This is a genomic window from Pseudomonas frederiksbergensis (genome assembly GCF_003732665.1).
Lineage (GTDB): Bacteria > Pseudomonadota > Gammaproteobacteria > Pseudomonadales > Pseudomonadaceae > Aquipseudomonas > Aquipseudomonas frederiksbergensis_G.
On the sequence record NZ_MOBP01000017.1, the window covers coordinates 19720 to 44053 of the forward strand.

19 protein-coding genes and 1 pseudogene are annotated in these 24334 nt (G+C 60.2%); 2 read left to right on the top strand and 18 right to left on the bottom strand.

Annotated features, from left to right (window positions below; all coding sequences use genetic code 11):
* Positions 1-1798: 1798 nt before the first annotated feature.
* Positions 1799-3070 (bottom strand): DUF4062 domain-containing protein, encoded by a 1272-nt coding sequence (locus tag BK665_RS25885; protein WP_123409388.1) that lies wholly within the window; start codon positions 3068-3070, stop codon positions 1799-1801.
* A 783-nt stretch (positions 3071-3853) separates the two neighbouring features.
* Here BK665_RS25885 and BK665_RS25895 point away from each other — a divergent pair.
* Positions 3854-4147 carry a DUF3077 domain-containing protein gene (locus BK665_RS25895; RefSeq protein ID WP_121733812.1) on the top strand — a complete coding sequence of 98 codons (294 nt, stop codon included), beginning with the start codon at positions 3854-3856 and terminating at the stop codon, positions 4145-4147.
* A gap of 69 nt (positions 4148-4216) precedes the next feature.
* Here the strand turns inward: BK665_RS25895 and BK665_RS25900 are convergent, their stop codons facing one another.
* The 6 genes and pseudogenes from BK665_RS25900 to BK665_RS25925 all read right to left on the bottom strand — a co-directional run bounded on the left by BK665_RS25900 (position 4217) and on the right by BK665_RS25925 (position 8266).
* On the bottom strand, positions 4217-4429 hold the full coding sequence (locus BK665_RS25900; protein ID WP_123409389.1) for a hypothetical protein: 213 nt from the start codon (positions 4427-4429) through the stop codon (positions 4217-4219).
* Complete coding sequence (locus BK665_RS25905; protein ID WP_123409390.1) at positions 4426-4698, bottom strand: hypothetical protein; 273 nt, start codon at positions 4696-4698, stop codon at positions 4426-4428. Before BK665_RS25905 ends, BK665_RS25900 begins: the two co-directional genes overlap by 4 nt.
* A 20-nt stretch (positions 4699-4718) precedes the next feature.
* Complete coding sequence (locus BK665_RS25910) at positions 4719-5339, bottom strand: hypothetical protein (RefSeq protein ID WP_123409391.1); 621 nt, start codon at positions 5337-5339, stop codon at positions 4719-4721.
* Positions 5336-5917, bottom strand: coding sequence for an RNA polymerase sigma factor (locus tag BK665_RS25915; protein ID WP_123409442.1), 582 nt, complete (start codon positions 5915-5917; stop codon positions 5336-5338). Before BK665_RS25915 ends, BK665_RS25910 begins: the two co-directional genes overlap by 4 nt.
* Positions 5918-5934: 17 nt before the next feature.
* Positions 5935-7618, bottom strand: a pseudogene (locus tag BK665_RS25920) (vWA domain-containing protein).
* 87 nt (positions 7619-7705) lie between these two features.
* Positions 7706-8266 (bottom strand): YbhB/YbcL family Raf kinase inhibitor-like protein, encoded by a 561-nt coding sequence (locus tag BK665_RS25925; RefSeq protein WP_123409392.1) that lies wholly within the window; start codon positions 8264-8266, stop codon positions 7706-7708.
* 142 nt (positions 8267-8408) lie between these two features.
* On the opposite strand from BK665_RS25925, the gene BK665_RS25930 reads away from it, so the two are divergent.
* Positions 8409-9938, top strand: coding sequence for an FAD-dependent oxidoreductase (locus tag BK665_RS25930; RefSeq protein WP_123409393.1), 1530 nt, complete (start codon positions 8409-8411; stop codon positions 9936-9938).
* A gap of 98 nt (positions 9939-10036) precedes the next feature.
* Here the strand turns inward: BK665_RS25930 and pgaD are convergent, their stop codons facing one another.
* From pgaD to BK665_RS25985, 11 genes are all read right to left on the bottom strand, one after another.
* Positions 10037-10555: a poly-beta-1,6-N-acetyl-D-glucosamine biosynthesis protein PgaD gene (pgaD, locus tag BK665_RS25935; protein ID WP_123409394.1), complete on the bottom strand. Its 519-nt coding sequence runs from the start codon at positions 10553-10555 to the stop codon at positions 10037-10039.
* On the bottom strand, positions 10552-11904 hold the full coding sequence (gene pgaC, locus BK665_RS25940; RefSeq protein WP_123409395.1) for a poly-beta-1,6-N-acetyl-D-glucosamine synthase: 1353 nt from the start codon (positions 11902-11904) through the stop codon (positions 10552-10554). Before pgaC ends, pgaD begins: the two co-directional genes overlap by 4 nt.
* A gap of 1 nt (position 11905) precedes the next feature.
* Positions 11906-13903 carry a poly-beta-1,6-N-acetyl-D-glucosamine N-deacetylase PgaB gene (gene pgaB / locus BK665_RS25945; protein WP_123409396.1) on the bottom strand — a complete coding sequence of 666 codons (1998 nt, stop codon included), beginning with the start codon at positions 13901-13903 and terminating at the stop codon, positions 11906-11908.
* A gap of 12 nt (positions 13904-13915) precedes the next feature.
* Entirely contained in the window at positions 13916-16396 is a 2481-nt protein-coding gene (pgaA, locus tag BK665_RS25950) for a poly-beta-1,6 N-acetyl-D-glucosamine export porin PgaA (protein ID WP_123409397.1), read from the bottom strand.
* 241 nt (positions 16397-16637) lie between these two features.
* Positions 16638-18143: a YdgA family protein gene (locus BK665_RS25955; RefSeq protein WP_123409398.1), complete on the bottom strand. Its 1506-nt coding sequence runs from the start codon at positions 18141-18143 to the stop codon at positions 16638-16640.
* Between the two features lie 283 nt (positions 18144-18426).
* Positions 18427-19062, bottom strand: coding sequence for an NADH:ubiquinone oxidoreductase subunit N (locus BK665_RS25960; RefSeq protein WP_123409399.1), 636 nt, complete (start codon positions 19060-19062; stop codon positions 18427-18429).
* An 82-nt stretch (positions 19063-19144) separates the two neighbouring features.
* Positions 19145-20593: an efflux transporter outer membrane subunit gene (locus tag BK665_RS25965; protein WP_123409400.1), complete on the bottom strand. Its 1449-nt coding sequence runs from the start codon at positions 20591-20593 to the stop codon at positions 19145-19147.
* Positions 20590-21477, bottom strand: coding sequence for an efflux RND transporter periplasmic adaptor subunit (locus BK665_RS25970; protein WP_123409401.1), 888 nt, complete (start codon positions 21475-21477; stop codon positions 20590-20592). The genes BK665_RS25965 and BK665_RS25970 overlap by 4 nt, the downstream gene beginning before the upstream one ends.
* Complete coding sequence (locus BK665_RS25975; protein ID WP_054050271.1) at positions 21474-21683, bottom strand: DUF1656 domain-containing protein; 210 nt, start codon at positions 21681-21683, stop codon at positions 21474-21476. The genes BK665_RS25970 and BK665_RS25975 overlap by 4 nt, the downstream gene beginning before the upstream one ends.
* Positions 21680-23752, bottom strand: a complete 2073-nt coding sequence (locus BK665_RS25980; RefSeq protein WP_123409402.1) for an FUSC family protein — start codon at positions 23750-23752, stop codon at positions 21680-21682. Before BK665_RS25980 ends, BK665_RS25975 begins: the two co-directional genes overlap by 4 nt.
* Positions 23749-24177: a MarR family winged helix-turn-helix transcriptional regulator gene (locus tag BK665_RS25985; RefSeq protein ID WP_123409403.1), complete on the bottom strand. Its 429-nt coding sequence runs from the start codon at positions 24175-24177 to the stop codon at positions 23749-23751. Before BK665_RS25985 ends, BK665_RS25980 begins: the two co-directional genes overlap by 4 nt.
* Positions 24178-24334 lie beyond the last annotated feature (157 nt).

The following is a 24334-nucleotide window of genomic DNA, read 5'->3' on the forward strand; positions in this document are numbered from 1 at the left end:
AACGCGTCACGCTGGCAATTTCCAGGCAAAAAAAAGCCGCCTTAGTAGGGCGGCTTTTTGCGCCAGTCCGGTTAGTGGCCGGGCCGGCGGTCTCACAGGGAACGCGTGGTGTCCGCAAGAGAGTACAAGCTGGTGCCACCTCGCGCAATAATTAACGATTGGCGGTGTGACGTCAGTCTATCTTCAGTCTGACGTCGGCGCTCAGAGGCGGCGGCGGGCAAGGGCTGGCGCCTTTTTGGTTGTTTTTTGTACAAAAAAAACCATAACAAAAAAAACTTAAAAAAAATCTTCTCCAGCCAAAGCCCTGTAAACCCTAGCTTCCACCGAAAACTCCTCCTTTATAGCCGCTCAATGCCCGGATTCGCCCCACCATGGTTGGAAAAAATTCGTTAACATCGGGCCAGATTCGCGCTCGGCAGCTGGGGTAAATGACCAGCATTTGAGCATGAATTTGGACTTCCCAACACGGGCTTAGTAATCCGTGCCGGATTTCGGGAGGCCATCAGCTTAGCCACCTCATAGGGAACGCGTGGTGTGTTCCGAAAGGCGCGTGTGTTCCGGGATAAGCGCGCTGGAGGTATGGCCCAACTACGGGAGGGCCTAGCATGTTGAAACATTTGAAACATGCATGGGATTTCGTGGTGGTTTGTGTACGTGTGCATCACGTCTTTGAACTGCTGCGAGACTACTTCAAAAGTCAGTAATGGCTGAGAGGTATGCCGCTTCGGCTTCGGCCGAGGCGGTTTTTTTTGTCCAAAAAAGCCTCGCCTAGTATGCCTCAGCAGTTGTGCGTACTGCGCTCCTGGGAAATCCAGACGTTAGTAGCTCTTTGCCGAGACCGCCGCCATTGGCGGATTCAGTGTGGAGCAGTAACCGGTGCCAGCTTAAAGGCCATTTGCAACATGCCCACCACATCCGCTCTGACCTCATTGTTCCCGCGCCGTAGTGCTGGCGGATTAAGTGGTGCTGATTTTCCTTGGTTTCGCCGACTGAAAGCGTTACACAATTCGTCTTCGTTACACCATGAACACGGAACGCTATCAGGGTGTGTAACGCTATATTTATCGTTTAAATTCAAATAGTTAACTAGACTCGTTACACCTGTAACACGAGTTACACGACATCTGACAGGTACCTGCCCCACTCCCCGTGAGAATTGACTTCCACCAGCGAGAAGATTCGAGCGGGAGCTGGGGCCCCTGTGGCGATGAGACACGCACGGGGTCGGAAACCCGCCGGACTTTGTTAGCGGACAGGTGCCCAGCTTAGTGAACAGGTGAACCGGGTGAACGCACAGTTCACCAGTGCAATTGCACAAGATGTTGGAAGGTCGCCGGGGACCCTGAACATTTCTGAATGACACGGGGCAAAGAACCCGCCGAATCGTGTTAGCGGCTGGATTTTCTACGTTGGTTGACCGGTTGACGTGTTTGACACCACCCCCAAGGTTGACGGGGCTCAACTGTTCGCTATCAACAACACGCTAGACCACCTTTACCGTTGCGGTAACGATGTCCTTTTTCTCTTCAATGTCCTTTCAATTTCAACGTTGAAATTTCAGTAAGCTGATAAAACTGTCGCTACCAAGATCTCGCGGGTTTCCGACCCCGTATCGCTCCGAATCCCTCAGGGGCCCCAGCCAGTTACCTGGCCCGGCATTCTTCCTAAACCGTAGCCCTATGCAGAAGCATTGCGCAGGGGGTGGGGGCTCGCTAGGTACCCCGAACCCAAAACATTTTAAAGCACAGGTAATGGCCCGGATCCCAAAGAGAACTCCTAGTTTCACGGGGTTCTCTGGTTACGCTGGAAAGGTGGACATGAAGTCATCCGCAGTAGCCCGCACGCGCTTAAAGCCATACCGGGATAGCACCATGTCTTCGATGGCAGCTGTAGAAGGTGAGACGTAGACAGCCTCGTGTTTCGAGTCTCGATGTTTTAGTAGGATCTGAACGTTGCCATCCCGTAACGAATGGCCTATCACCACTATTTCATTATGCGCAATAAGGTCCTGAACCTTAGCAAATACCTGTCCTTGGGCGACGCGAGGCAAATCGTCGCTTGTTAGGATCAGTGTGTGCGGTGCCAAGGCTGAACCGACAAGTTTATAGATAGTGAGGCCTTCAAACTCATCGCCGGGTGCGGCATCAAATGGATACACCACTCGATAGGTCAACCCTTGCAGCTCACAGGCACGCTCAAATAGCATGTCATAGTTCGTAGTGACGATGTTTCTGAAGGCACGAACCGCTTTCATATGGGCCGGAGTGGGTAAGACTGCTTGAGGTGTGTCTAGCACCTCTGCGATACGGTTCTCCAATTCCTTTCGCCCCACAACAGCCTCGTAATAGGCGGCAAGCTCACTGAAGTTGTAAACCATCAGTTGGCTTGCATCCTGCTGTTGCCCCCATAGATCGTTTGCCAAAATTCCCATCAGAAGCAAAGCTGTTGGATAACCAGCAGCGATTGACATGCCGGCTCCTGCGAGGAGCACCTTTTCGGTACTCGGTTTCAACACTGCGTTGCCTGCACGAGGTGCGGCTAAGACGATCGTATTGACACCAGAAGTCGCATCGGCACGCCTAACTAACTGCTTGTGCAGGGCGTCTGTAAACAGACTGGTAACTGACGCTCCCACCTTGCGAGCAAGTTCATCAGCCCATTCAAAGTCCTGCCGGAACACACCAGTATCCCAATCAGATACCTCCCTACGTAACGAGTCACGCTTAACGTCGACTGCGGCGCCGTAGCGGAGCTTCTTCATAAATGCCAATACCAGCTTGGTGCCTTCGCGCGCAGCCTGTAGTTCAAGATGGGTAACTGAAAGTCCAGTGCCCGCACCATACCCGCTGTCGGGCTCCCAGCCGTAGCGGTCGCCAAGGATCAGAACGAAAAGGTGGCATTGCTCAATTTCAGAGCGGATGGTTTCCCAGCTCGGGCGTCCGACCGGCGACATGTCTTCGGCGTTGATCGGTTCAATCCCCATGGATAACAGCTGCTGCACGACCGCACGACGTTCATTACCCAAGTCTTCCATGGTGCTACTGATAAATGCGCGCAGTTTGTTAGCCACTGGCTTCCCTTAATTGAGTAGAAAGTTGCGGAAGACTAGCAGAAGACGAAGATAACGACGTCGCGTTAGCTGCGGCCGCTAGCAGCCAATATCGTGTATGCCCACGTGTATGCCTAACCGAAAACACCTTGAACAAACCCATACAAACCGGGCCTCTCCGCCTCCAGTTCAAACGACGCCTGGCACCGTAAGTAGAAATGAGAAAGCCTCAGATCCTATGGTCTGGGGCTTTTTTTTGAGTTTTTAGAGGATCAGGTGAATCCGCTTGATTTGGACGGGCTGTATCACGCCACGACGCATAACCTCGACTCTCTTTCTTGGGTAGTTCTTGGGTAGTGCTTGTACGTTTCTTGGGTAGTTTCTTGGGCAGTCAGCGTCCGTTGCTGCCCTGAGTGTCGCCATTGCCATTCACCCAATATCCGAGGTTGCAGGAGATTCACCTCCACGATACCCTTCCGCCGTCGCTGCCAATTCAGCGACCGGGCTTGGTAACCCGAGAGTTAAGCGCAACAGCGCCCCCATCAAATTGCAGGCGTTTTTTTATGTCTGCAATTTTGAGTTATGGCGGCTGTGCGTGGGACGTCTTCGGGCGTGCCGGATTCCTTGACTCCCGGTTTACCAACCTGCGCACAGCTGCCACCCATTCGCTTGGTAACGAAAAAGTGGCAGTTCCACGTCAAGGAGCTAGACCATGCGCAATAGTCATCCGTACAAAATTCGTTTCATCCCTCTACGCGATTTTGAATCGCGGTCCCATCGCACCTCCATCACTGGAGGTGGCAAATGACCGATCCATCAGAGCTGAAAACCATCGGCTTAACGCCTGCCATCTACTGCTCGGATCAAGCGGCGTTCCACGTTACTCGCGGTGTGCCTCTCGGCGATGCGCTAGCCATGGCTTCCGACTTTCTGTTCCTCGCCAAAGCCCTGTCCAAGGATGCTGCCTACGACAGAGAAAGCGATCGACACGCCTGGGCGGCGCATTATTTGACCGCGCTGAGTAAGGCGTTGGTTGATGATGCGGTGAAAGTGCTGACGCGAGAACCAGCGTCGCGGAAGGAAAAAACCAAAGAATAGCGGCGACCCGCCATTCAAATTGCGGTTCCTGGCGGTGTCAGGAACTGCAATTTAGAAGAATTGAGCTATTTACGTGCTGCATTGCTCAGCTTCAATTTCATCAATGAGCGCATAAAGCTCCGCAAACACTGTTTCGGCGGCAACACTAGGACGTGAATCTCTACGGCTAGCGGCAACGGCCTCAGCTTGTACCTGATCAAGCGCCTGCTGCGAGCCCATGAATGACGAGGGCTGAGCTGCCAGTTTGTCATTGCCAGGAACGGGCTTAGTGCGATTTGTCATTCAGTCGTCCAATCAAACTCGTCATATTCCTCATCATCCTCGTCCCCCTCCTCCAACACCTCATCCTCACCGGCATCTTCCTCGGGAACGTCTGCTTCCTGCTTGTTCAGCAGAAACTCCTTACGACTCTCAATTATCCCCCGCCTCAGCTCTTCCCCCTTCTTCGGGCAGTTGAGCATTTGGGCGATGCGATCGATTTTTTTCGCCACGGCTTCCTCCAACGCATCGGCTATGCCCCGATAGTGCGCGCTTTCGGGGCTGGTTGCCAAATGGGTGGAGGGGCTGGGGCTCAGTTTTTCTTCAGGGCCTTGAGTCGGGTGGTGAGGTTTTGGTCGGGGTAGCGTTTGTGCAGGGTCTTGAGCAGTTCGTCGGCGGCTTGGGTTTGACCGGTGTTTTGTAGGCGCAGGACTTCACGCAGTTGATCATCGAGGGTGTTCACCGGAGCAGCGGCGCGTTTGCTGACCTTGGCTTCGTCGGCCATTTCCGCGTTGATGGATTCGCTTTGGGCGGGCGCGGCGTAATCGGCCATCGGTGCAGCGGGTGCAGGGGCGGATAACGCGCCGGCGGGGGCGGACAACGAACGTGCAATGGGTGCCGGGGCTTCTTTTTTGGCCGCAAAGGACGAAGTTTTCGGCGCAGGGGCGGAGTCGAACTGCGGCTCTTGTTCGGGCGGGCGTTGCACCAGCGCCAACATCAGCGCGACGCCAACGAGGCTGGCAAACGCAACCTGCCAACGGGGTTTCTGGCAGGCCTGGACCCAACGCTGCCACAGGCTCGGTTTGCGTACAGGTACTTCCCGATGGGCAGTGGCGAGGATGAACGCGTCGAGATGCGACGGCGGGCCATCGTTGCTGTGTTCACGATAGTGCTTCAACACTTCGTCATCTTTGTTAGAGCGGGCGTCAGTCATGTCAGTACCTCCTCGGCCAGCAGCCGACGCAGTTTTTGCTGGGCGTAGCGCAAGCGGCTTTTGACGGTTTCCAGCGGTGTTTCGGTGAGGGTGGCGATTTGGGGCAGGTCGAGGTCGCCGTGGGCGCGCAGCAGGAAGACTTCCCGTTGGTCGGCGGGCAGGGTTTGCAGGGCGGTTTCGAGGCGCAGGGTGTCGCGGCTCAGGCTCAGCAGTTGTTCGGGGTCGGCGGCGTTGTCGATCACGGCGTGGGCCTGTTCGTCGTAGCTGTCGTGCAAAGGGTTGTGGATGCCATGTTTGCGCCAGTGGTCGATCAGTCGGTTGCGGGCAATCTGGTACAGCCAGGTACGAAAATTCGCTCGGCCTTGTGGCTGACTGGTGCTGCGGATCAGGCTCAGCCAGGTGTCCTGGTAGACCTCTTCGGCGAGTTCGGCTTTGCCGCTGAGGCCGAGGAGGAATCGATAAAGTCCCTGACGGTGGCGGGCGTACAAGATCTCGAACGCCGGCCCGTCGCCGGATCGATAGCGCGCCAGCAGCGATTCGTCGCTGCTGGCGTCGGTGCTCATTTCAGGAGCGGTCATGTCGATGATGATCCCTTTCACTCGATTCGGTTGGCATTGGGCATTTGATTCGAAGCCGTGGAAGTCCGCAGGCTTTGCGCCAATTCGACCAATTGCACAAACTCGGCGCGCAAACCGAAGCGGTCATCGCCCCGAGCGCCACGGGCCAGGGCTTCGGTGTCTTTGAGGCTGAAATCACCGGTGTAGCGGCCGGGAAAACGCCGCCACGGCCGCCGCGAATCGCAGGTCATCACTGGCAGGCGCCGAGCTCGAAGCAATCGGCCGCTCGATCAAGCGACTATTCCCACCTTCCGGCAGTTGATATCGCACGCGCAACATGGCCATTTCCCCGGACTTCCCGGAAGTGACTGACGCTGCGTCACCATACCGCAACGGCTCCAACCAACCCTTCTCGCCCACAGGGACAATTTCATACAACGCCGTCACCGTATGCCCTGCACCGATTTCCCCAGCATCCACCTTGTCATTACTAAAATCCTCACGCTTCAACGCGCGATTCTCATACCCCAACAACCGGTATTCACTGACCTGCGCCGGGTTGAATTCCACCTGCAGCTTCACGTTCTTCGCCACCACGTCGAGGGTCGAGCCGAGTTGGTCCACCAGCACCTTGCGCGCTTCACGCAGGTTGTCGATGTAGGCGTAGTTGCCGTCGCCAGCATCGGCCAGTTGCTCCATCAGGTGTTCATTGTAGTTATCCACACCAAAACCCAGGGTGGTCAGGGAAATGCCGGTCTTGCGTTTATCCACAGCCATTTGCTTGAGGCTGTCGAAGTCGCTGATGCCGACGTTGAAGTCACCGTCGGTGGCCAGCAGGATGCGGTTGATGCCTTTGGGGATGAACGCCTGTTGTGCCATTTGATAGGCCAATTCGATGCCCGACGCTCCGGCAGTCGAGCCGCCCGCCGTCAATTGGTCGATGGCTGTACGAATCTTCGCTTTTTCCCGTCCGGAAGTGGGCTCAAGCACGACTCGGGATTCGCCGGCGTAGACCACCAGTGACACCCGATCCTGTTCGCGCAGTTGATCGACCAACAACTTCAACGTGCTTTTAACCAAGGGCAGGCCTTCGCGGCGATCCATGGACCCGGACACATCCACCAGAAACACCAGATTCGCCGGGGCCAACTCCGAAACCGCATGGTCCGAAGCCTTGATGCCGATGCGCAGCAAACGGGTATGCGGGTTCCACGGCGACGGCGCCAGTTCGGTGGTCACGCCGAATGGCGAGCCATCGGTGGGCAGGGCGTAATCGTAGGGAAAGTAATTGACCATCTCCTCCAGTCGCACCGCGCCTTCGGGCGGCAGGCGGCCCTGATTGAGCAAACGCCGGACGTTGGCGTAGGCGCCGGTATCGACGTCGGCGCTGAAGGTCGAAACCGGCGCTTCAGCCACGCTGTGGATCGGGTTGTCGGCCAGCGCCTGATATTGCTCGCGCTGCTCATCCCGATAGCCGGGCGGAGCGGCTTCAGACATTGGCGCAAAGCTAGCCATCGGCGCCGCACGCACACTGCGCTTGGCCATCGTGGCATCCGCCCTGATCGCTTCAGTTTTCAACTCACCTTGAGCCGGTGACGGTGACGGCGGCGCAACAACCGCCGAATCAGGCGTGGACGAAACACCACAACCGGCAACCGCCAGCAGCAGCCCAATGGCGAAACCATGGGCGGCCGGGCGCAGGAAATGCAGAGGGAGGGACATGGGGGCTGACCTCAGGAGGAATTGATCCATTCACCCTCTGAGACGGTCAGCCCAACCGGTTCGGGTTAAGCCGCTGAAAAATAATCTTCAGCGGTGATAACGCCGCACCACGCTGCTGTTGCGCAGGACGTGATCCTTGATTTTTTCCAGCAATTGCGCGCGGGTCAGGCCGGCGGGCAAGGCGTCCGGAGCCAGGTCCAGGGCGTAGATCTGGATGATGTAGTGGTGCGCGCTGTCGCCGGCCGGCGGGCAAGGGCCGACATAGGTGGTGGTGCCTTTGACGTTGGTGCCACCGACGCCTTCGAGGGCACCTTTCGCACCGACACCGGCCGGGATCTGGTGGGTAGTCGCCTTGATGCCGTAATGCACCCAATGATCAACGCCCTGGCCTTTCGCGCCGTCGGGGTCGTGCATGACGATCGCGTAGCTGAGGGTGCCTGCCGGGCCGGCGTTCCAGTTCAGGGCCGGGGACTGGTTGTGCCCGCCGCAATTGGGCGCATCGCTGGCGGCCGCCGACGTAAACAGTCGATCGTCGGTGACACCTGGGATATTGAGGGTGAAACGCTCCTGGGCCTGCACGGGCAATTGCACGCAAAGGGCGACTGCAACGGCCGCCAGCCAAGGGTTCAGAGAGGTCAATCGGGTCATTACCGGAGCACCTTGTGCGGGTTGGGCCGTCGTCGGCTGGCAGACTATAGCCGGACCGTTCGCGCGGTGGCAGTGGCAATTGGGCTGAACCTCGGGATAAGGGCCAAACTCAATAGAGAAATACCTGCCTGGGAGAGCGCTCATGGCCCTGCACCGCGTTGCCCGTTTCGCCGATGTGCCGGAAAACCGGGGCCTTGAGGTCCGGATCGACGACACCAAAATTGTTTTGCTGCGGGTCGGTGATCAATTGCGCGCCTTCCAGGGCGAATGCCCCCACGCCGGGGCGCCGCTGGCCGAGGGGGCGCTGTGTCATGGGCGGCTGATCTGTCCGTGGCACAAGGCTGCTTATCGCATCGAAGATGGGGCGCTGTGCGAGCCACCGTCATTGGACGGGCTCCAGCGTTATCCGCTTGAAATGCGTGAAGACGAAGTTTGGGTCGACGACCAGCCGATGACCGACGCCCACACGCCACCCGCGGATGATGAACGTACTTTTGTGATTGTCGGCGCCGGGGCCGCAGGCACGGCTGCGGCGGCCGCACTGCGGGAAAAAGGCTTTGGCGGGCGGATTCAACTGATCGACCGCGAGCCTGACGCCGGCTACGACCGCACCGTGCTCAGCAAATTCGTGATCGCCGGGGAGATGCCGCCGGAAGAAGTCCCGCCTCTGCGCGACGAAGCGTTTTATCGCGAACAACGCATCGAGCAAATCCGTGGCGAAGTGGCCAGCCTCGATGCGCACAACAAAACCTTGAAACTGACTGATGGCCAGACCCTGAGCTACGACGCCGCCATGCTGGCCACTGGCGGCATTCCCAAACCACTGGACCTGCCCGGCGCTGACTTGCCTCAGGTTTTTTTACTGCGCTCTAAAGATCAGGCAACAAAAATTCTGGAAGCCGCCAAACCCGGGCAAAAAGCCGTGATCATCGGTGACAGTTTTATCGCCCTGGAATCGGCCTCGGCCCTGCGCACCTATGGCTTGGACGTGACCGTGCTCGCCCGCCACGCCGTGCCCTTCGCCGCTCAATTTGGTGAAACTGTCGGTAAGTCGATTCGCGCCCTGCATGAGGCCCATGGCGTGGTGTTTCATACCGAAGGTGAAGCCGCGTCCATCGAGGGCACCAGCAAGGTCGAAGCGGTGATTCTGGACAATGGCCAGCGGTTACCGGCGGATCTGGTGCTGGTCGGCATCGGCGTCAGCCCGGCCACCGCGATGTTTGCCGACCTGCCCAAGGAGAAAGACCAATCGCTGAAGGTCGACGGCGGCATGCGCGTGAGTGATGGGCTGTGGGCGGTCGGTGATATCGCGACCTTCCCGCTCAACGGCCAGCCACAACGGATCGAGCATTGGCGTCTGGCGCAGCAACAGGCGCGGATCGCAGCCACGAACATGCTCGGCGGTGATGAACATTACCTCGACGTGCCGTATTTCTGGACCTGGCACTTTGGCAAAAACTACGACTACCTGGGCCATGCCGAAAGTTGGGATGAGGTCGAGTTCAAGGGTGATCCTGACCATCCGCCGTTTATTGGCCTGTTCGGCAAGCACGGGGTGGTGGTGGCTGCGGTGGCCTGTGAAGAAGAGCGGGCGATGGCGATGCTGGCCGAGCGGATGAAACAGCCGTTGCCGGTGGATGAGGCTTGGCAGTTGGTTCGAGACCTGAGCTGAACTTGAACTGGATTTGTAGGAGCGAGGCTTGCCCGCGAAGGCGATCTTACGGACGCCTTCGCGGGCAAGCCTCGCTCCTACAGGGATTTGTGTCGAGTTTAGAGATGGATCACCGGTTCGCGATTGTCGTCATCCTCAGCCGGCAAACGAATCACCAGCGGATGTTCCAGCGGCGACGCTCGCAGCGCGGGATCAATCGGGAAGTAGTGAGTAATCACATGGCTGACATCGCCGTCCTGATTGTTGTGAATCGTCATCGAGCCTGGCGTGCGCAGTTTCTCCAACCGATCACCGCTCAACTTGAAGCTTTTGCTCAACCCATGATCATCCACCACCGGCGCGGGCAGGCGACGCTGGGCGAAGCTCTTGCTTTTGCGATGTTGATAACGCGCCCAGGAAATCAGGATCACCGCGTTCAACACCGCCACCCACAAATAAATCTGCAACGTCCCGAGGGCGTCGAACACCGACGCATCGATCCGTGGCCCATCGTGGGTATCAATCAGCGGCCACAAGCCACGCACCAACAAATACAGCAGACCGATCCAGGCCAGCACGGTGAAGAAAGCATCGAGCACGACCAGGAACGGTCGCTGCCGGGTTCTGATGATTTTCATTTGATGACTTCCTCCTCATCGTCCAGCGGCTTGATGCCCCGGTCCGGACTGACCCAGCGCGCGCGTTTCTGGTGTTGGCCGAACAGCACTTTGGGAAAGCTCACGAGGGTCGTCAGCAGACTGATGAGCCAGAACATCAAGGGATACCAGACGACCCAAAACATGGTTTTGCCCAAACCTTTTTCATAACGCCGGTCGATCAAGATGCTCACGGCAAATTGCACCAGGCAGACCATCGCCAGCAGCAACCCGGTAAACGCGGGTGGCAGCAGGTGATCCACCGCAATCGCCGCCGGCATTTCGACAAACTTGCCCACACCCCAGAAGATCACCGACAGCAGGAAAGTGAACGCCCAACCGGTGGACAGGCAGTATTCGAACAGCAGCGGCCACAGGTAGCGATGGCGGTACTGCCAGATGCCACGAATGTTCTTGAACAACACTTCGGCGCCGCCCTGGGCCCAGCGCAGACGTTGCTTCCACAGGCCGCCGAGGGTTTCCGGCATCAGGATCCAGCACAGGGCACGGGGCTCGTAGAAGATGCTCCAGTGGTCCAGTTGCAGTTTCCAGCTGATGTCGATGTCTTCAGTGATCATGTCCGGGCTCCAGTAGCCAACCCGGTTCAGGGCTGTGCGGCGGAACGCGACGATCACCCCGGAGACGGTAAAAATCCGCCCGAACACCCGTTGCGTGCGTTTGATCAGGCCAATGATCGACGAGAACTCACCGACTTGAACCCGGCCCACCAACGTCGAGCGCGTGCGGATGCGCGGGTTGCCGGTCACGGCGCCGAGGCGTGCGTTATCCAGCATCGGCGCCACCAGATACGCCGCCGTATTGGGCGCCAGCAGCGCATCACCGTCGATGCACACCAGGTACTCGCTGCGCGCCGCGATGGCTCCCATGCGCAGGGCCACGGCTTTGCCCTGGTTTTCCGCCAGGTGCAGCACCCGCAGGCGTGGGTCTTGCGCCGCCAACGCGTCGAGCACGGCGGCGGTGTTGTCCTTGGAGCCGTCGTTGATCGCGATCACTTCGATGTTCGGGTAGTGCTGGGCCAGCGCCGCGTGGATGGTGTCGGCGGCGTTGTCACCTTCGTTGTAGCAAGGGATCAGGATCGAAATCAGCGGTTCGCCGGCCAGTGGCGGCGGCAAGGTGTCGTCCTTCCACGGCCAGTGCCGCTCCCAGTGCAGCCAGAAATACAGGCCGCCGGCGATCCACAGCCCGGACATGAACAGGGGATAAAAGAACACGAAGTCCATCAGGAATTGCCCGGTGACCAGGAAGATCAGCCCCAGGGGTATCCCCAGAACGATCGCCAGGACCAGCACGGCCAGCAGTCTATCCAGCATGTTATGGGTTCCACTTGTTTGAGAGCGCGGGCCGCACGGTTTTCAGGTCCGGCTGGTTCTCGAGGAAGTTGTCCGGGTAGTAGCCGAAACTGGTGGCGCCCTGACGCTTGAGGCGGCCCATCCAGTCGCTCAGCCGCTCGCCGTCGATGTCGGAGTCGGTCTGTTTGGTCCAGTCCTTGGCCTGCAATTCGAACACCGTGCGCTCGAGCGCACCGGGGCGCGCCTTGACCGTGGCCACCAGCGCTTCGAGCCAGGGCCCGGATTGCGCGAGGCTTTGTTTTTCCATCAGCGGCATGGCCATCGGCGCCGTCCAGTCGTAGGTGGCGAGGAAGTCGTCGAGGTTCTGCGCGAACCAGGCTTCGCTCTGGGGATTGAGCATCGGCTCGGCAAAGATATTGCGTGCGGTCAGCACCTGCGGGCCGCGAATGGCGCGGACCTTGGCGGTCAGCTCTTTAGTGAAATCGATCAGGTAGCGACTCTTGAACCGCGTCCAGCGTTGCAGCGTGGCCGGGTCATTGCGCAACGCGGAAATCGAACCCGGCAAGCCGTTGGCGGCATACACCTTGAGCGCTTCGGGGCTGGCGTCTTCGAAATCCGAAAGCACCGCGTCGTCGTGGTAAAGGATGCCGTCCACCGAAGTCAGGCGCGCCACGTCTTCGTAGATTTCACCGATGATCCGCCGCACGTTCGGGTCGAACGGCGACAGGCGTTTGTACTGGTCCGGGTCCACCGACGTGGTGCCGGTTTTCGGGTCCCAGCGCATGACACGCGGCAGCTTCGCATCCAGGGCAAAACTCAGCACCGGCATCCAGGCGAAGACCTTGACGTGAGCCCGGGTGCGCAACTGCCAGGCCACGCGGTCGAAGATGTCAGCGCGCACCGGCAAATGGCGGTTGGGGAAGTACAACGAGTGCACCAGGCCATCGCCTTTCGGGTCGGCGAAGGCTTGCAGAAACACCGTGTTGGCGCCCATGTCGGCCATGCGCTGGATCAGTTTGCCGAGGTTGATTTCTTGCTGGGCCGGATCGGCGTCGTAGACGTTATCCAGGTCCACATGCACCACGCGCATCGGCGACTCGGCTTGCACCGAGACGATGCTGTTGGCGAAGTGCTCACCGTCCGGGTCCGAAGCCACCAGAAAGCGCGGGCTGCTCATCAGGTTGTCGAGGGCATCGAGGCCGTCGTCCAGGGTCAGGGCCATTTGGTAGCCTTGCTCGTTCACCACTTGCAGCGAAGAGCCGTCCGCCGCGCCGTAAGGCCAGACCCAGACACGCGGCTTGTAGCCGGTGACCTTGCGGATTTTCTCGGTGATGGTCGCGACGTCAGCGCGCATCCGCGCCTGGAACTCGGCTTCGGTTTCGTAGCGACCGGCGACTGCATCGTAGCGACGGGTCGCGGCGGCCGGTTGCAGGTTGCCTTGCGGGTTAGCCAACACGCCTTTGTGGCTGGCGTCGGTGTGGGCGGCAATTTCCACCAGTCCGGATTTGGATATTTCGCGAATCTGATCCCAGGTCAGGAAGTCCGAACGCTGGCGCGGTGTGCCGGCGAAATCCACCGGTTGGTTGAGCGGCGTGTCGATCCACACCCCGACCGGCGCCAGCAAGGCGTGCCAGTTATAGGCGCGCAGCACCGGCAGTACGCGGGTGTAGAAGCTCGAATAACCGTCGTCGAAACTCAGCAGAATCGCCTTGGGCGGCAGCTCCGGACCACCGTTGCGGGCGGCCATGATTTGGTCGACGGTCACCGGTTTGTAGTTGTTCTCTCTTAACCAGGCAAGCTGCTCGATCATGCGTTCGGTGCGTACCGCGACCACCGCTTGATCGGGGTCACGGTCTTCGACGTCGTGATAGGCAATGCCGAGCACGTGGTTTTTCGGCCAGGGCTTTTCGTTGGCCGCCAACGGGCGCTCGGACGGCGGCGTGAAGGCCGGGGCCTGCTGGGCGCAGGCGCTGACCAGCAGCGCTCCCAGCAGAAGGATGAAACGCGAGATAAAAGGCATCTTCAAACTCTTCTAGAAGCGGTAAGTGAGGTCGACGAGCAGGCGCAGATCGGTTTCGCGGTCGCCGTCGTAGGGCCGGTTGATCACGGTCAACAAACCGCCCACCTCGAATACGTCGTTCCAGCTATAGCGCTGGCCGTAGCCCAACAGGCCGATGCCGCCGGTGCCGTGATCGCGCTGGCTGTAGGTGCCCGCGCCGGCCTGGAATTGTTGGCTCCAGGACGTTTCGTAACGGCGGTACAGCACGTGGTTGACGTTGACCGTTGGCAGCACGCTGAAGTCGGATTTGGGGTTGAAGTACGGCACGTCCTCGGATTCGGAGTTGTGGCTGGTGCCGACTTCCAGGCCGAGGTCGACCTGCACTTTCGGCGCGGTATAGACGCCCTCGCGCCCGGTCAGCAAGGCTTCGACGCGGTTGTTGCCATCGCTGAAATGCGACGGGCTGACCGCCAGTTTCCATTCGCGGCTTTCATTGGCGCGCCAGCGAATGAAACCACTGCCGCCGTTGGCCGTGACGTCGCTGTTCAACGCACGCAGCGGTGTATCCGCCGAGAGGTAAGCGAGGCTGCCGCCGTACTGCCAGTGATCGTCGATGTCCCGGGCAATCGCCAGCCGTGCGCCTTGCTTGTTGCCGTAGCCGAAGTTGTGATTGGAGACTTCCGCTTCCAGGGTCATGTCGCGGGTACGCCGCTCCACGCCCAGCCGCTGCGTGCGATCACGGCCGGTGCCTTCCTGGAAATCGCCGGTGGCATAACCGACCCCGGCAAACACCCGCCAGTCTTCGTCGATGGGTGGGCTGTAGAGCACGGTTTCGATGCCGAAATCCTTGCTGCCCGCGACCGCACCGGCCGTGCTATCCCCACCGCCATAACTCTTGCCGCCGTAGGTCTGCACCCGCAGCTCGGCCATGTCATGCACGTCGCGCTGGCGCTGCAAACGCTGGACCTGACGGTTGTCCGGGAAACGCGCCGCCACGTCGTCGGTCAGCGCATCCATCTGCCGCCATTCCTGCAAATCCATGGCGGTGTGGGCTTGAGCGACTTCCAGTCCCATGTCTCGCGGGACCATGCTCTCGGTTTCCTTGAGCTGCAATTCGGCGCGGCGCGGCCAGTCACGGGCCAGGTACAGGTCGGATTGAGCCAGGCGCAAGCCAATGTTGCCCGGCGCCTGATCGACCAGGGTCTGCAAGCGCTGCTCGCCGGACGGCAGGTCGGCGCCGTAGGTCCCGGCCTGGGCGGCGAGTTGTTGCGCATCCATCCACTCATCGTTGGGATTGCCCACTGGCAAGCCCTTGAGTTCGACCCGTGGTTTCTGGGCTTTTGCCAGGTCCTCGGCGACCTTGCGCGCTTCGCCAGCCTTGTCGCTTTCGAGCAGCGCGTAATAGAGCGCGGTGCTGTCTTCGAGGCGATCACCGACATCCGCGTCCGGCGCGACCAGCACTTGGCGATAGAGGTCGGTGGCGATCTCCGGTTGGCGCTGGTCCAGGTAGGACGAGGCGACCCAGCGCAGGGCGTAGGTCGGAATCTTCACGCCTTCGCCGATCAATTTCTGGTATTCGCTGATCACATCGGCGGTGCGCGCCCGGGCCTTGAACGCGCCCATGCGGTCGATGCGCCAGCGGGTGACGTCATCGTGGGCCGCCGGGTCCGGGGTCCAGGTGGCGAGCAATTTGTCGTAGTCAGCCAATGCTCGATCCGCGATCACATAGCGTTCTTTTTCGCTGCGGGTGGCCAGTTCAGCCAGGCGCACACGCTCGGCGGCCAGGTCACCTTCGATCAGGCGCAAATGCACCGGATCGATCAGCCCCGGCCGTTGCTTGGCCAGGCGCAGGGCCGGTTCCGGCAGACGCGCACGTTGCAGGGCAAACACGTATTCCCGGGCGACATCAGGCTTGCTGCCGGCACGGATATAGGCCTGGTCGTATTCGAACAGTGCGTCGTAATTTTTGCCGGCGCGGGTCAAGGCATAGGCCAATGCCAAGCGGCGGGACGGATCGTCCGGTTTGGCGGCCACCAGGGCTCGGGTGCGGGTCACGGCTTCGTCGGGCTGGCCGGCGTCAGCCTGGGTCAGGGCCAGGCCCAGTTGCAGGTCCGGGTTCTGAGGCTCCAGCGCCAGGGCCTTGTTGTAGACCTCGGTCGCCGAATCCCAGCGCTTGAGGTTGCGATAGGCACGGGCCGTGGCGGTCAACGCCTGCACCGGCAGCACGCGGTTGCGGCCCTGGGTTTCATAGACCTGCACCACTTCAGCGTCGAGGCCGGCCCAACTGGCGATCTGCAAATGGTCGCTGACCTGCCCGGTGGAGGCCTGGCTCGCCGGAACCTGGCGCAGCACGGTCAGTGCGGGCGCGTAGTTGCCCGCACGGGCATCGCGCACCATTTGGTCGTAAGGGGTGTCGGCAAACGCCAGCATCGGCCAGAGCAACTGGCTGCACAGCGCAACGCCAAACAAGGGGCGTAAGCCACGATGAATCAAGGGACCTGCAAAACGCGGCATCAGTCAGCATCCTTCCATGGCCAGCCGGTCGCAATGTCCCCTGCCCATTCACAATGGAAAGCCGGATCGAGAGGGTCCGGCTTGTCGGGGCGCAGTCTTGCACGCGAGTTTGGTCAGCCCTGCAGAACGCAATAATTCTTCAGATTCGTGATGTTACCTGGCCTCGTTTAAATCCCGGACAGCAAAACGCCCGGCGTCTGCGTTGCGCAGAGGCCGGGCGTTTGCGGTGTAAACCCTGGTTTTACTGGACTTGCCCGGCACCACCGAGTTTGCCCATCACGAAGCCGACAAACTGTTCGACGGTCATTTTCTGGCCGTTGAATTCCACCTGATTGTTGGCGTAATGCAGTTTGGTGACGACATTGGTGCCATCCAGTTTGGCCAACTGCGTACCGACCGCCATGCTGCTGAACATGTCGCTGGTGGCGGTCGCCTGATCGACGATGACCTTAGCGTCGGTCTGGCCGTCCGCTTGCGCTTGCAGGCTGAGCAGGTCAACCAGCATCGGCTTGGACACTTGAATGTTGATGTCCAGCAGGGCGATCAACTGGCGGACCAATTGGTCCGGCGGCAGGTCCATCGACGCCGGTTTGGTCAGGTCGAGCACCAGGTTGGCGCGGCTTTCACCGTTGGCGGTGTTGAACGACAGGTTCTCCAGCGCGAATTGCGGACCGGCGGCCAGCAGTTTCTCCAGGCCGGATTTGACCTGGGCTTCTTCTTCCGGCGTCAGGTTCAGCTCAGGCGCGGGTTCACCGGCGGCTGCGGCTTTGGCGGCGGCCTGCTCGTAGGGTTGCAGCTTGGTCTGGTAAATCTGCATCAGCGACATGGTTGACGGAATGTCGAGGTTCTTCAGGCTCATGGCCATCTGCGCCGAACCAACGGTCTTACCGTTGAACGACACTTCGCCCACCTTGTAATCGGCGCGCCCGGAAGCGCTGGTGCCGGATTCTTCGGTCTGGTTCTTCATTTCGAATTTATTGACGCCGACAATCGACTGCTTGGCGCCGAAGGTGGTTTTGCTGCTGGTCAGCTCGAGGGTGTTCTCGCCGGTGTAGTAGCCGTAAGTACTTTTCACCAGGTTGCTGGCCACGGTCAGGCCATTCAGCTCGACGGTAACCGGTGCCTGGTCTTCAGACACGGTGGTCAGCTTCAGGCTGTCCATGTAGCCGTCGGCCTTGACCTTCTGGGCCTGGGCGCTGGCGGCGATGTCCATGTTCAGCCCGGAAAACTTCAGGCTCGACTTGTCGTCCAGCGCCATTTCCAGTGGCAGCAATTCGAAATTACCGTTGGTGGAATTGTCGTAGCCGATGTTGACCACACCTTTGACCGGCGACAGGCCGTTGGCGGCGGCGAACCATTTTTCCGTCAGCGCGGTTTTTTCCAGTTCGAAGTGGTTGGTGGCCATGACCGGCAGCAACTTCAACGAAGCCAGGCGCGAGAAGGGCAGCGGGCCGTGTTCGACGTGATCGACGAAGAGCAATTCCACCGGCGCACCGCCGAACATCTCGCCTTCGCCCTTGAGGCGGTAATGGGCGGTGCTGCTGAACACGCCGCGTTCCACGGACACCAGTTCCAGGGACGCCGTGCCGTTGGAACCGACCAGCGCGGCTTGCAGTTCTTTGTTGGCGTCTACGACGGAAGCGTTGAGCACGCCTTCCAGTTTAGTGCCGGTGTACCAGGCACCGCCGGCGCTGATGGCACCGATGGCGACGACAATTCCAAGAAGCACGCCTGCTGATTTATTCATGAATTACCCGATCAATGTCCGTTGTTGAAAATGTGGTCGTCTTCCCTGAACCCATGACGGGTCGTGGTCACGACTGTGCAAAAGTGCGGTGGAGATTAGCATTTGCTGGGCGGGAGGGCTTAATGATTAAAGGTGAAAGAGTGTCTATGGACACCTTGCAGGGGGCGAGAGTTGCGGCGGTCATGAAATCGCCTTCGCGAGCAAGCCTCGCTCCTACAGAGGATCGCGATCCCCTGTAGGAGCGAGGCTTGCCCGCGAAGGCGCCAGTCCAGGCAATACAGAATCAGGAATACTGCACTTCAATCTCATCCAACTGATGATCAAAGCTCTTAAGCCGCGCCGTCCACGTATAGACCAGCACTTCAAAATCCCGATTGATCACCGCCCCGCCCGTCACTTCCGCGCGCGGGTCGCAGAAGTCCAGTTGATAGCGTTCGCGGGCCATGGCGTTGGCCACGTCGGAGAGTTCGCGGGCGTTGTTGAGCCAGTGCCAGCCCTCTTCCGTGACCTGTTTATCCAGTGCCAGGCATTGGGTTTTCAGGGCTTCGAGGCTTTTTTCCAGCGGGGTGCCAGTGAGTTCGCCCATGACTTCCTGGAACGTGCGCCCCGGTTGCCAGTAGCTGCCCCAGAAATACCGGTCAAACACGGTTTCGACCCGACGCAGCGCGACTTTGGTGTCCCAGATCAGCACCAGGGTCTTGCCTTGTTCGAGGTGTCTTCGTTTGATGCGCGTGCCCTGGACCGACGCCCAGGCGACCACGACGATGGACATCACGGCAATCAGTGCCGCCGCGCTGTCGAGGAACACCAGCGCCTTGTCGATCTGGTGGGCGAGCATGATGCCGTAGAAATAGGTGGCCGACAGCAACACCAATGCCGCAATAGCGCACCAGAAGCCGGGAGCATAAGGGTTTTTCATTATTAGAGTCCCCATGACCAACGCGAGCCTTGACTGATGAAGTCTTCACGCAACCTCATCAAGTCAAAGCATAGCAACGGCCTCAGGGTTTGCCGGGTTGTGACGCTTGCGTTCGTCCGCTTTCCCAACCGCCGCCCAGCGCGAGGAACAAATCGATCTGGCTCATCGCGACCTGGGTGTTGGCCGACGCCAGTTGCGCCGTGACATCGGTGTAGGTGCGGGTGGCTTGCAGGTCCGCCAGGAATGAAGCGCGGCCGGCCTGGAAGAAGCGGTGGGTCTGGTCTGCCGCCAGTTTTGCCGATTGCTCGGCATCGGCCAGGGCATCCCGGCGTTGCAGCAGCGCGGAGTACTGGGCCAGACCGGTCTGGGTTTCGCGAATCGCGTTGAGCACTACGCCGTCGAAGTGCGCCAGTGCGCCTTGAGTCGAGGCTTCGGCTTCGCGGATTCGCGCACGGGAGCCGTTGGACGGTACGGTCCAGCTCAGCAACGGGCCGAAGCCCCAGCGATTGGTCTGTGGTTTCCCGAGGTTTTCCAGGGTGCCCACGGTGCCGATGGACGCGCCGATGCTGATGTCGGGGTACAACTCGCCGGTGGCGATGCCGATGCCGGCGGTCGCAGCGGCGAGTCGACGTTCAGCCTGACGCACATCCGGACGGCGCTTGAGCAGCGTGGCGCCGTCACCGACCGGCAACAATTGCGCAATCTTCGGCAGTTCGGCGCAACTGTCGGTGCCGGCCGGCAGTTGATCCAGCGGCTTGGCCAGCAGCATCGACAAGCGGAACAGCCCGGCCTGACGCGACGCCTCATAACGCGGCATGTCGGCGCGCAAGGATTTGAATTGGGTTTGCGAGCGGGTGACCTGGGTTTCATCGCCACGCCCGGCGTCACGCAGACGCTGGGTCAACGTGGTGCTCTGGGCTTGCAGGTCGAGGGAATGCTGGGCGATTTCCCGTTCTTCGTTGGCCGCGCAGACTTGGGTATAGGCCCGGACCACATCGGCCACCAGGGTGATGCGCGCCGTGTCCGCCGCTGCTTGGGTTGCGTCGGCGTTAGCCTTGGCCGCTTCAATGCCGCGCTGCAAGGTGCCGAACAGGTCAAATTGATAAGACGTGGTGATGCCAATGTCGCCAACGTTGGCCACCGGCACTTTTTCCGGCAGCAGGAACGCTTCGCCGGATTCCTGCAAACGCTGGGCGCCCATCTTCACGCCGCCGCTCCAGCCGCCCGCCGCTTGCGCTTCATCCACCTGCGCCCGAGCCCGGGACAGGTTGGCCGCCGCCACGCGCAGATCGGTGTTGGAGGCCATGGCCTGCTCCACCAATTGGTCGAGACGCGGGTCCTGATACAAGCGCCACCAATCCCCGGGCACCGGCGCCGAGACCACATCTTTGTCGTTCGGCAGCAGGTTGCCCTGCAAGTCTTCACGGTGCAGGGCCGCGTCATCCGGCAAGTGATAATCCGGCCCGACCACCTGACACGCCGACAGCAACAGGCCTAACCCGGCCACCGCCAAAGCCGAGGCTTTGCTCATTTCGCCGGCTCCTCGGTTTTATCGTCAATGATCGAAACGGTCGCGGTACGCCCGGCGATCATGCGGAAGTCTGCCGGCACGTCGTCGAAGGCGATGCGCACCGGGATCCGTTGCGCCAGCCGAACCCAACTGAACGCCGGGTTGACGTTGGGCAGCAAGTTGCTGCCGCTGCTGCGGTCGCGGTCCTCGATGCCGGCGACGATGCTTTCGACATGACCGCGCAAGCGAGCGCGGTCACCGATCACCCGGATATCCACGCCTTGGCCAACGTGAATGCCGTCGAGTTTGGTTTCTTCGAAATAACCGTCGATGTGAAAAGAGTTGCTGTCCACCACCGACAACACCGGGCGCCCGGCGGTGACGAATTCCTGGGCGCGGGGCGCACGGTCGTTGATATAGCCGTCCACCGGACTGCGGATCACCGAGCGATCCAGATTGAGCTGGGCGCTGTCCACCGTCACCAGTGCTTCGGACAAGGCCGACTGGGCACGGGCGACTTTCGACAGGCTTTCCTCCAGTTGCTCGCCGGGCACGAGGTTGCCGAGGCCACGGTTACGCTTGGCTTCGCGCTGGGCCTGGGCCAGGGTTTCTTCGCGGTCGGCCACGGCGGCTTTCGCCTGGCGCAGGGCCAGTTTGAAACGGTCCTGGTCGATGCTGAACAGCACTTGGCCGCGCTGCACCAACTGGTTGTCGCGCACTTGCACTTGCTGGATCAGCCCGGACACGTCCGGGGCGATTTGCACGATGTCGGCGCGGATGTGGCCGTCACGGGTCCAGGGCGCGAACATGTAGTACATCACCATGCGCCAGACCACAACGACGGCGAAAGACACGATAAGCAGGGTCAGCAGCACGCGACCAATGGTCAAAAAAGGTTTTTTCATGTCATCAGGTATCGACTGAGTGAGTCCACGGCGCCGAGGAGCAAAGCGTAGAGAGCCACGTTGAACAATGCCCGGTGCCAGACCAGACGGTAAAAGTGCAGGCGCGTGAGCACCCCGTGCACCAACAGGTAAAACAGGTAGGTAATGCCCATCAGCACCAGCAGCGTGGGCAGGAATACCCCGCTGATATCCAGATCACCGATCATAAAGGCGCTCCATCGATGCCATGGGGCAGGGGTTCTTCGAGTTGTGGTGTGCCGACGAATTCAACCCCGGGCAGCAACGCCAGGCGCAGTCCGCTCAAGGCGTGCAGCAAATGTAGCCGGGCGCCGTCATCGCACTCGATGTTGAGGGCGCGACGGGCGCGGTCCATGGTCATCAACAACGGGCTCGGCGCCGGCAAGCGCTCGCCGGCCTTGAGGCAGGCCTTGAAGTACTCGCCGACTTCCGCCACCACTTGATGCAGCAGCACTTGCGGCACACCGAGCACGCGCGGGGTGTAGGCGAGCAGGTCGAGCAGGTTCAGGGCCACGCGTACTTCCCGCAGGGCGACGCCGGTGTCCTGGCCGATCAGCCCCAGGCGCGGCAAGTGCTGCATCAACCGGTCGAGCATCTGCACGCCGAGCTTGCGGTGATCGGACAAGGTCGCCGGTTCGGTGAGGCTGACGATGTCGCGCCAACTGAAACGGGTCAGACGCTTGGCCGCCAGTTCTGCGCCGAACGGGCGGGCAATCAAGGTCCAGACAAACGCGAACAACAAGCCAATCGGCCCGGCGAGGTTGGAGTTGGAGAAGCTGAGGAAGTCCGCGTCGTAAGCGCCCTGGATGCTGATAAAGGACGAAGTGTTCACCAGCGTCAGCAGCATGCCGAGGTAAAACTGCGGCTTGACCGTCAGGGTGCCGATGCAAATGAACGGCACCGCAAACGCGAGCACCAGCATCGGGAAGTCATGCAGATTCGGCAGGACCAAAAACAGGTAAAGACTGGCGAACAACACCGACATCGCCGTCCAGAAAAAGAACCGGAAAATCTGCGGCGCCGGGTCGTCCATCGAAGCGAAGAAGCTGCACGCCACCGCCGCCAGAATCACCGCGCTGCCGCCGTCGGTCCAGCCCAGCAGAATCCACAGCACCGAGGCGACGATGATCGCGCTGACCGTCGACAATGCCGAATAGAGCATCAACCCGCGATCGAGAAACGGCGTCAGGCGACCGAGGCGCCAGTGCCGATAAACCGCACGCCAACTGTCCTGACTTTCGCACTGGATGGCGTACTGCAGGCTGCGGCAGTCTTGCCACAAATCAATCCACTCGCCGAGGCGATACAGGGCGTTGGAAAACAGCAACTGCTTGCGATCATCCAGTGCCTCGGCGCTCGGTTGCAGGGCTTCGAGCTGATCTTTCAGCGCTTGCCAACGGTTGAGGTCGGCGTCTTTGTAGTTGAGCCATTCAGTGGTCGCGGCCAGTAGCGGCGCGAACTTATCCACAAGCTCCGGGGTGCGGCGCTCCAGGGCGTAGAGCGCGTCGTCCAGGGCATCGATCACCGGCAGCAGGTGAATCATTCGCCCGCGCAATTCCTTGGTATTGCGCACCGTTTGCGGCCGCGCTCCCTCATGGGGAAGTTGGCCGATCATCAATTCCAGGCTGTTGAACGTCGTGACCATGGCCGAGCGCAAAGCGCTGACTTCTTCCGGTTTCACCTCGCGAGTGAGGAAGCGCAGGCTGTAGGTCGAGGCATCGGTGAACCATTTATTCACCGAATCGTTGAACACCGGCGCCAGCCGTCGCGGCCAAAACATCGCACCGACAACGGCGGCGACGGCGATGCCAAGGAAGATTTCTTCGGTCCGCGCCTCGGCGATATCCCACACCGCCAGCGGATTATCCAGCACCGGCAAAGCGATCAGCGGCAAGGTGTAACCGGCGAGCATCAAGGCGTAGCTGTTGGCGGTGCGCAGGTGCAGGGACAGAAACAGCAACGTCCCGGTCCACAGCGCGATGATCACCACCAGCACCCACGGGCTCTGGACAAACATCGGCACAAAAAACACCGCCGCCGCCGCGCCCATGAACGTACCGACCGCGCGGTACAGCGCCTTGGAACTGGTCGGGCCGACAAACGGGCTGGAAACGATATACACCGTGGCCATCGCCCAATACGGACGCGGCATTTGCATCAACATGGCGATGTACAGCGCGGTCATCGACGCGGCGAAAGTGCGCACACCGTAGAACCAGTCCCGCGCCGGGGGCACGCCTGTCCAGAAGCCTTTCACGGGTGGATCACCAAAGGAGGATTGGCGGCTTCGAAGGCTCGCAGGACACGCAATGCCGCTTCCAAATCACTCTGGTCGATGCCTTCGAGCACTTCATTACGCAAACGCACCAGCTCGACCTCGACCGCTTGCACCAATTCGCGACCGGTATCGGTCAGGCTCAGGCATTTGGCGCGGCGATCATGAGCGTCTTCCGTGCGGCGTACATACCCGGAATTACAAAGTTGATCGAGCAACCGCACCAGGGACGGACTCTCCATCCCCGCCGCCTGCGCCACCGTCACCTGCCGCACACCCTCCCCCAAACGCCCGATCATCAACAACGGAACGGCGCAGGCTTCGGAGATTCCATAATTGACCAGCGTGGTCTGGCAGATCTTCCGCCAATGCCTGGCGGCCACCACCATGGCACTGCTGATGTTCATCTGGAGAGCGTCGAGGTTTTTTGGCACGGGGGAATGACACACTGTTAGTTTGCTAACTATCAATATCGCATTCGAGGGAAAGGGTGGTCAAGTTTTGAAACAATTTGGCGATCAACGACAGGGGGCTCGTCGCGCATGCTCAACGCAATCAGATCAA

What these genes read in the sequence shown, in the direction of transcription:
- BK665_RS25895 (WP_121733812.1), top strand. Translation starts at nt 3,854, where the DNA reads ATGACCGATCCATCAGAGCTGAAAACCATCGGCTTAACGCCTGCCATC.
- BK665_RS25900 (WP_123409389.1), bottom strand. Translation starts at nt 4,429, where the DNA reads ATGACAAATCGCACTAAGCCCGTTCCTGGCAATGACAAACTGGCAGCT.
- BK665_RS25910 (WP_123409391.1), bottom strand. Translation starts at nt 5,339, where the DNA reads ATGACTGACGCCCGCTCTAACAAAGATGACGAAGTGTTGAAGCACTAT.
- BK665_RS25915 (WP_123409442.1), bottom strand. Translation starts at nt 5,917, where the DNA reads ATGACCGCTCCTGAAATGAGCACCGACGCCAGCAGCGACGAATCGCTG.
- BK665_RS25925 (WP_123409392.1), bottom strand. Translation starts at nt 8,266, where the DNA reads ATGACCCGATTGACCTCTCTGAACCCTTGGCTGGCGGCCGTTGCAGTC.
- BK665_RS25930 (WP_123409393.1), top strand. Translation starts at nt 8,409, where the DNA reads ATGGCCCTGCACCGCGTTGCCCGTTTCGCCGATGTGCCGGAAAACCGG.
- pgaD (WP_123409394.1), bottom strand. Translation starts at nt 10,555, where the DNA reads ATGAAAATCATCAGAACCCGGCAGCGACCGTTCCTGGTCGTGCTCGAT.
- pgaC (WP_123409395.1), bottom strand. Translation starts at nt 11,904, where the DNA reads ATGCTGGATAGACTGCTGGCCGTGCTGGTCCTGGCGATCGTTCTGGGG.
- pgaB (WP_123409396.1), bottom strand. Translation starts at nt 13,903, where the DNA reads ATGCCTTTTATCTCGCGTTTCATCCTTCTGCTGGGAGCGCTGCTGGTC.
- pgaA (WP_123409397.1), bottom strand. Translation starts at nt 16,396, where the DNA reads ATGCCGCGTTTTGCAGGTCCCTTGATTCATCGTGGCTTACGCCCCTTG.
- BK665_RS25955 (WP_123409398.1), bottom strand. Translation starts at nt 18,143, where the DNA reads ATGAATAAATCAGCAGGCGTGCTTCTTGGAATTGTCGTCGCCATCGGT.
- BK665_RS25960 (WP_123409399.1), bottom strand. Translation starts at nt 19,062, where the DNA reads ATGAAAAACCCTTATGCTCCCGGCTTCTGGTGCGCTATTGCGGCATTG.
- BK665_RS25965 (WP_123409400.1), bottom strand. Translation starts at nt 20,593, where the DNA reads ATGAGCAAAGCCTCGGCTTTGGCGGTGGCCGGGTTAGGCCTGTTGCTG.
- BK665_RS25970 (WP_123409401.1), bottom strand. Translation starts at nt 21,477, where the DNA reads ATGAAAAAACCTTTTTTGACCATTGGTCGCGTGCTGCTGACCCTGCTT.
- BK665_RS25975 (WP_054050271.1), bottom strand. Translation starts at nt 21,683, where the DNA reads ATGATCGGTGATCTGGATATCAGCGGGGTATTCCTGCCCACGCTGCTG.
- BK665_RS25985 (WP_123409403.1), bottom strand. Translation starts at nt 24,177, where the DNA reads ATGAACATCAGCAGTGCCATGGTGGTGGCCGCCAGGCATTGGCGGAAG.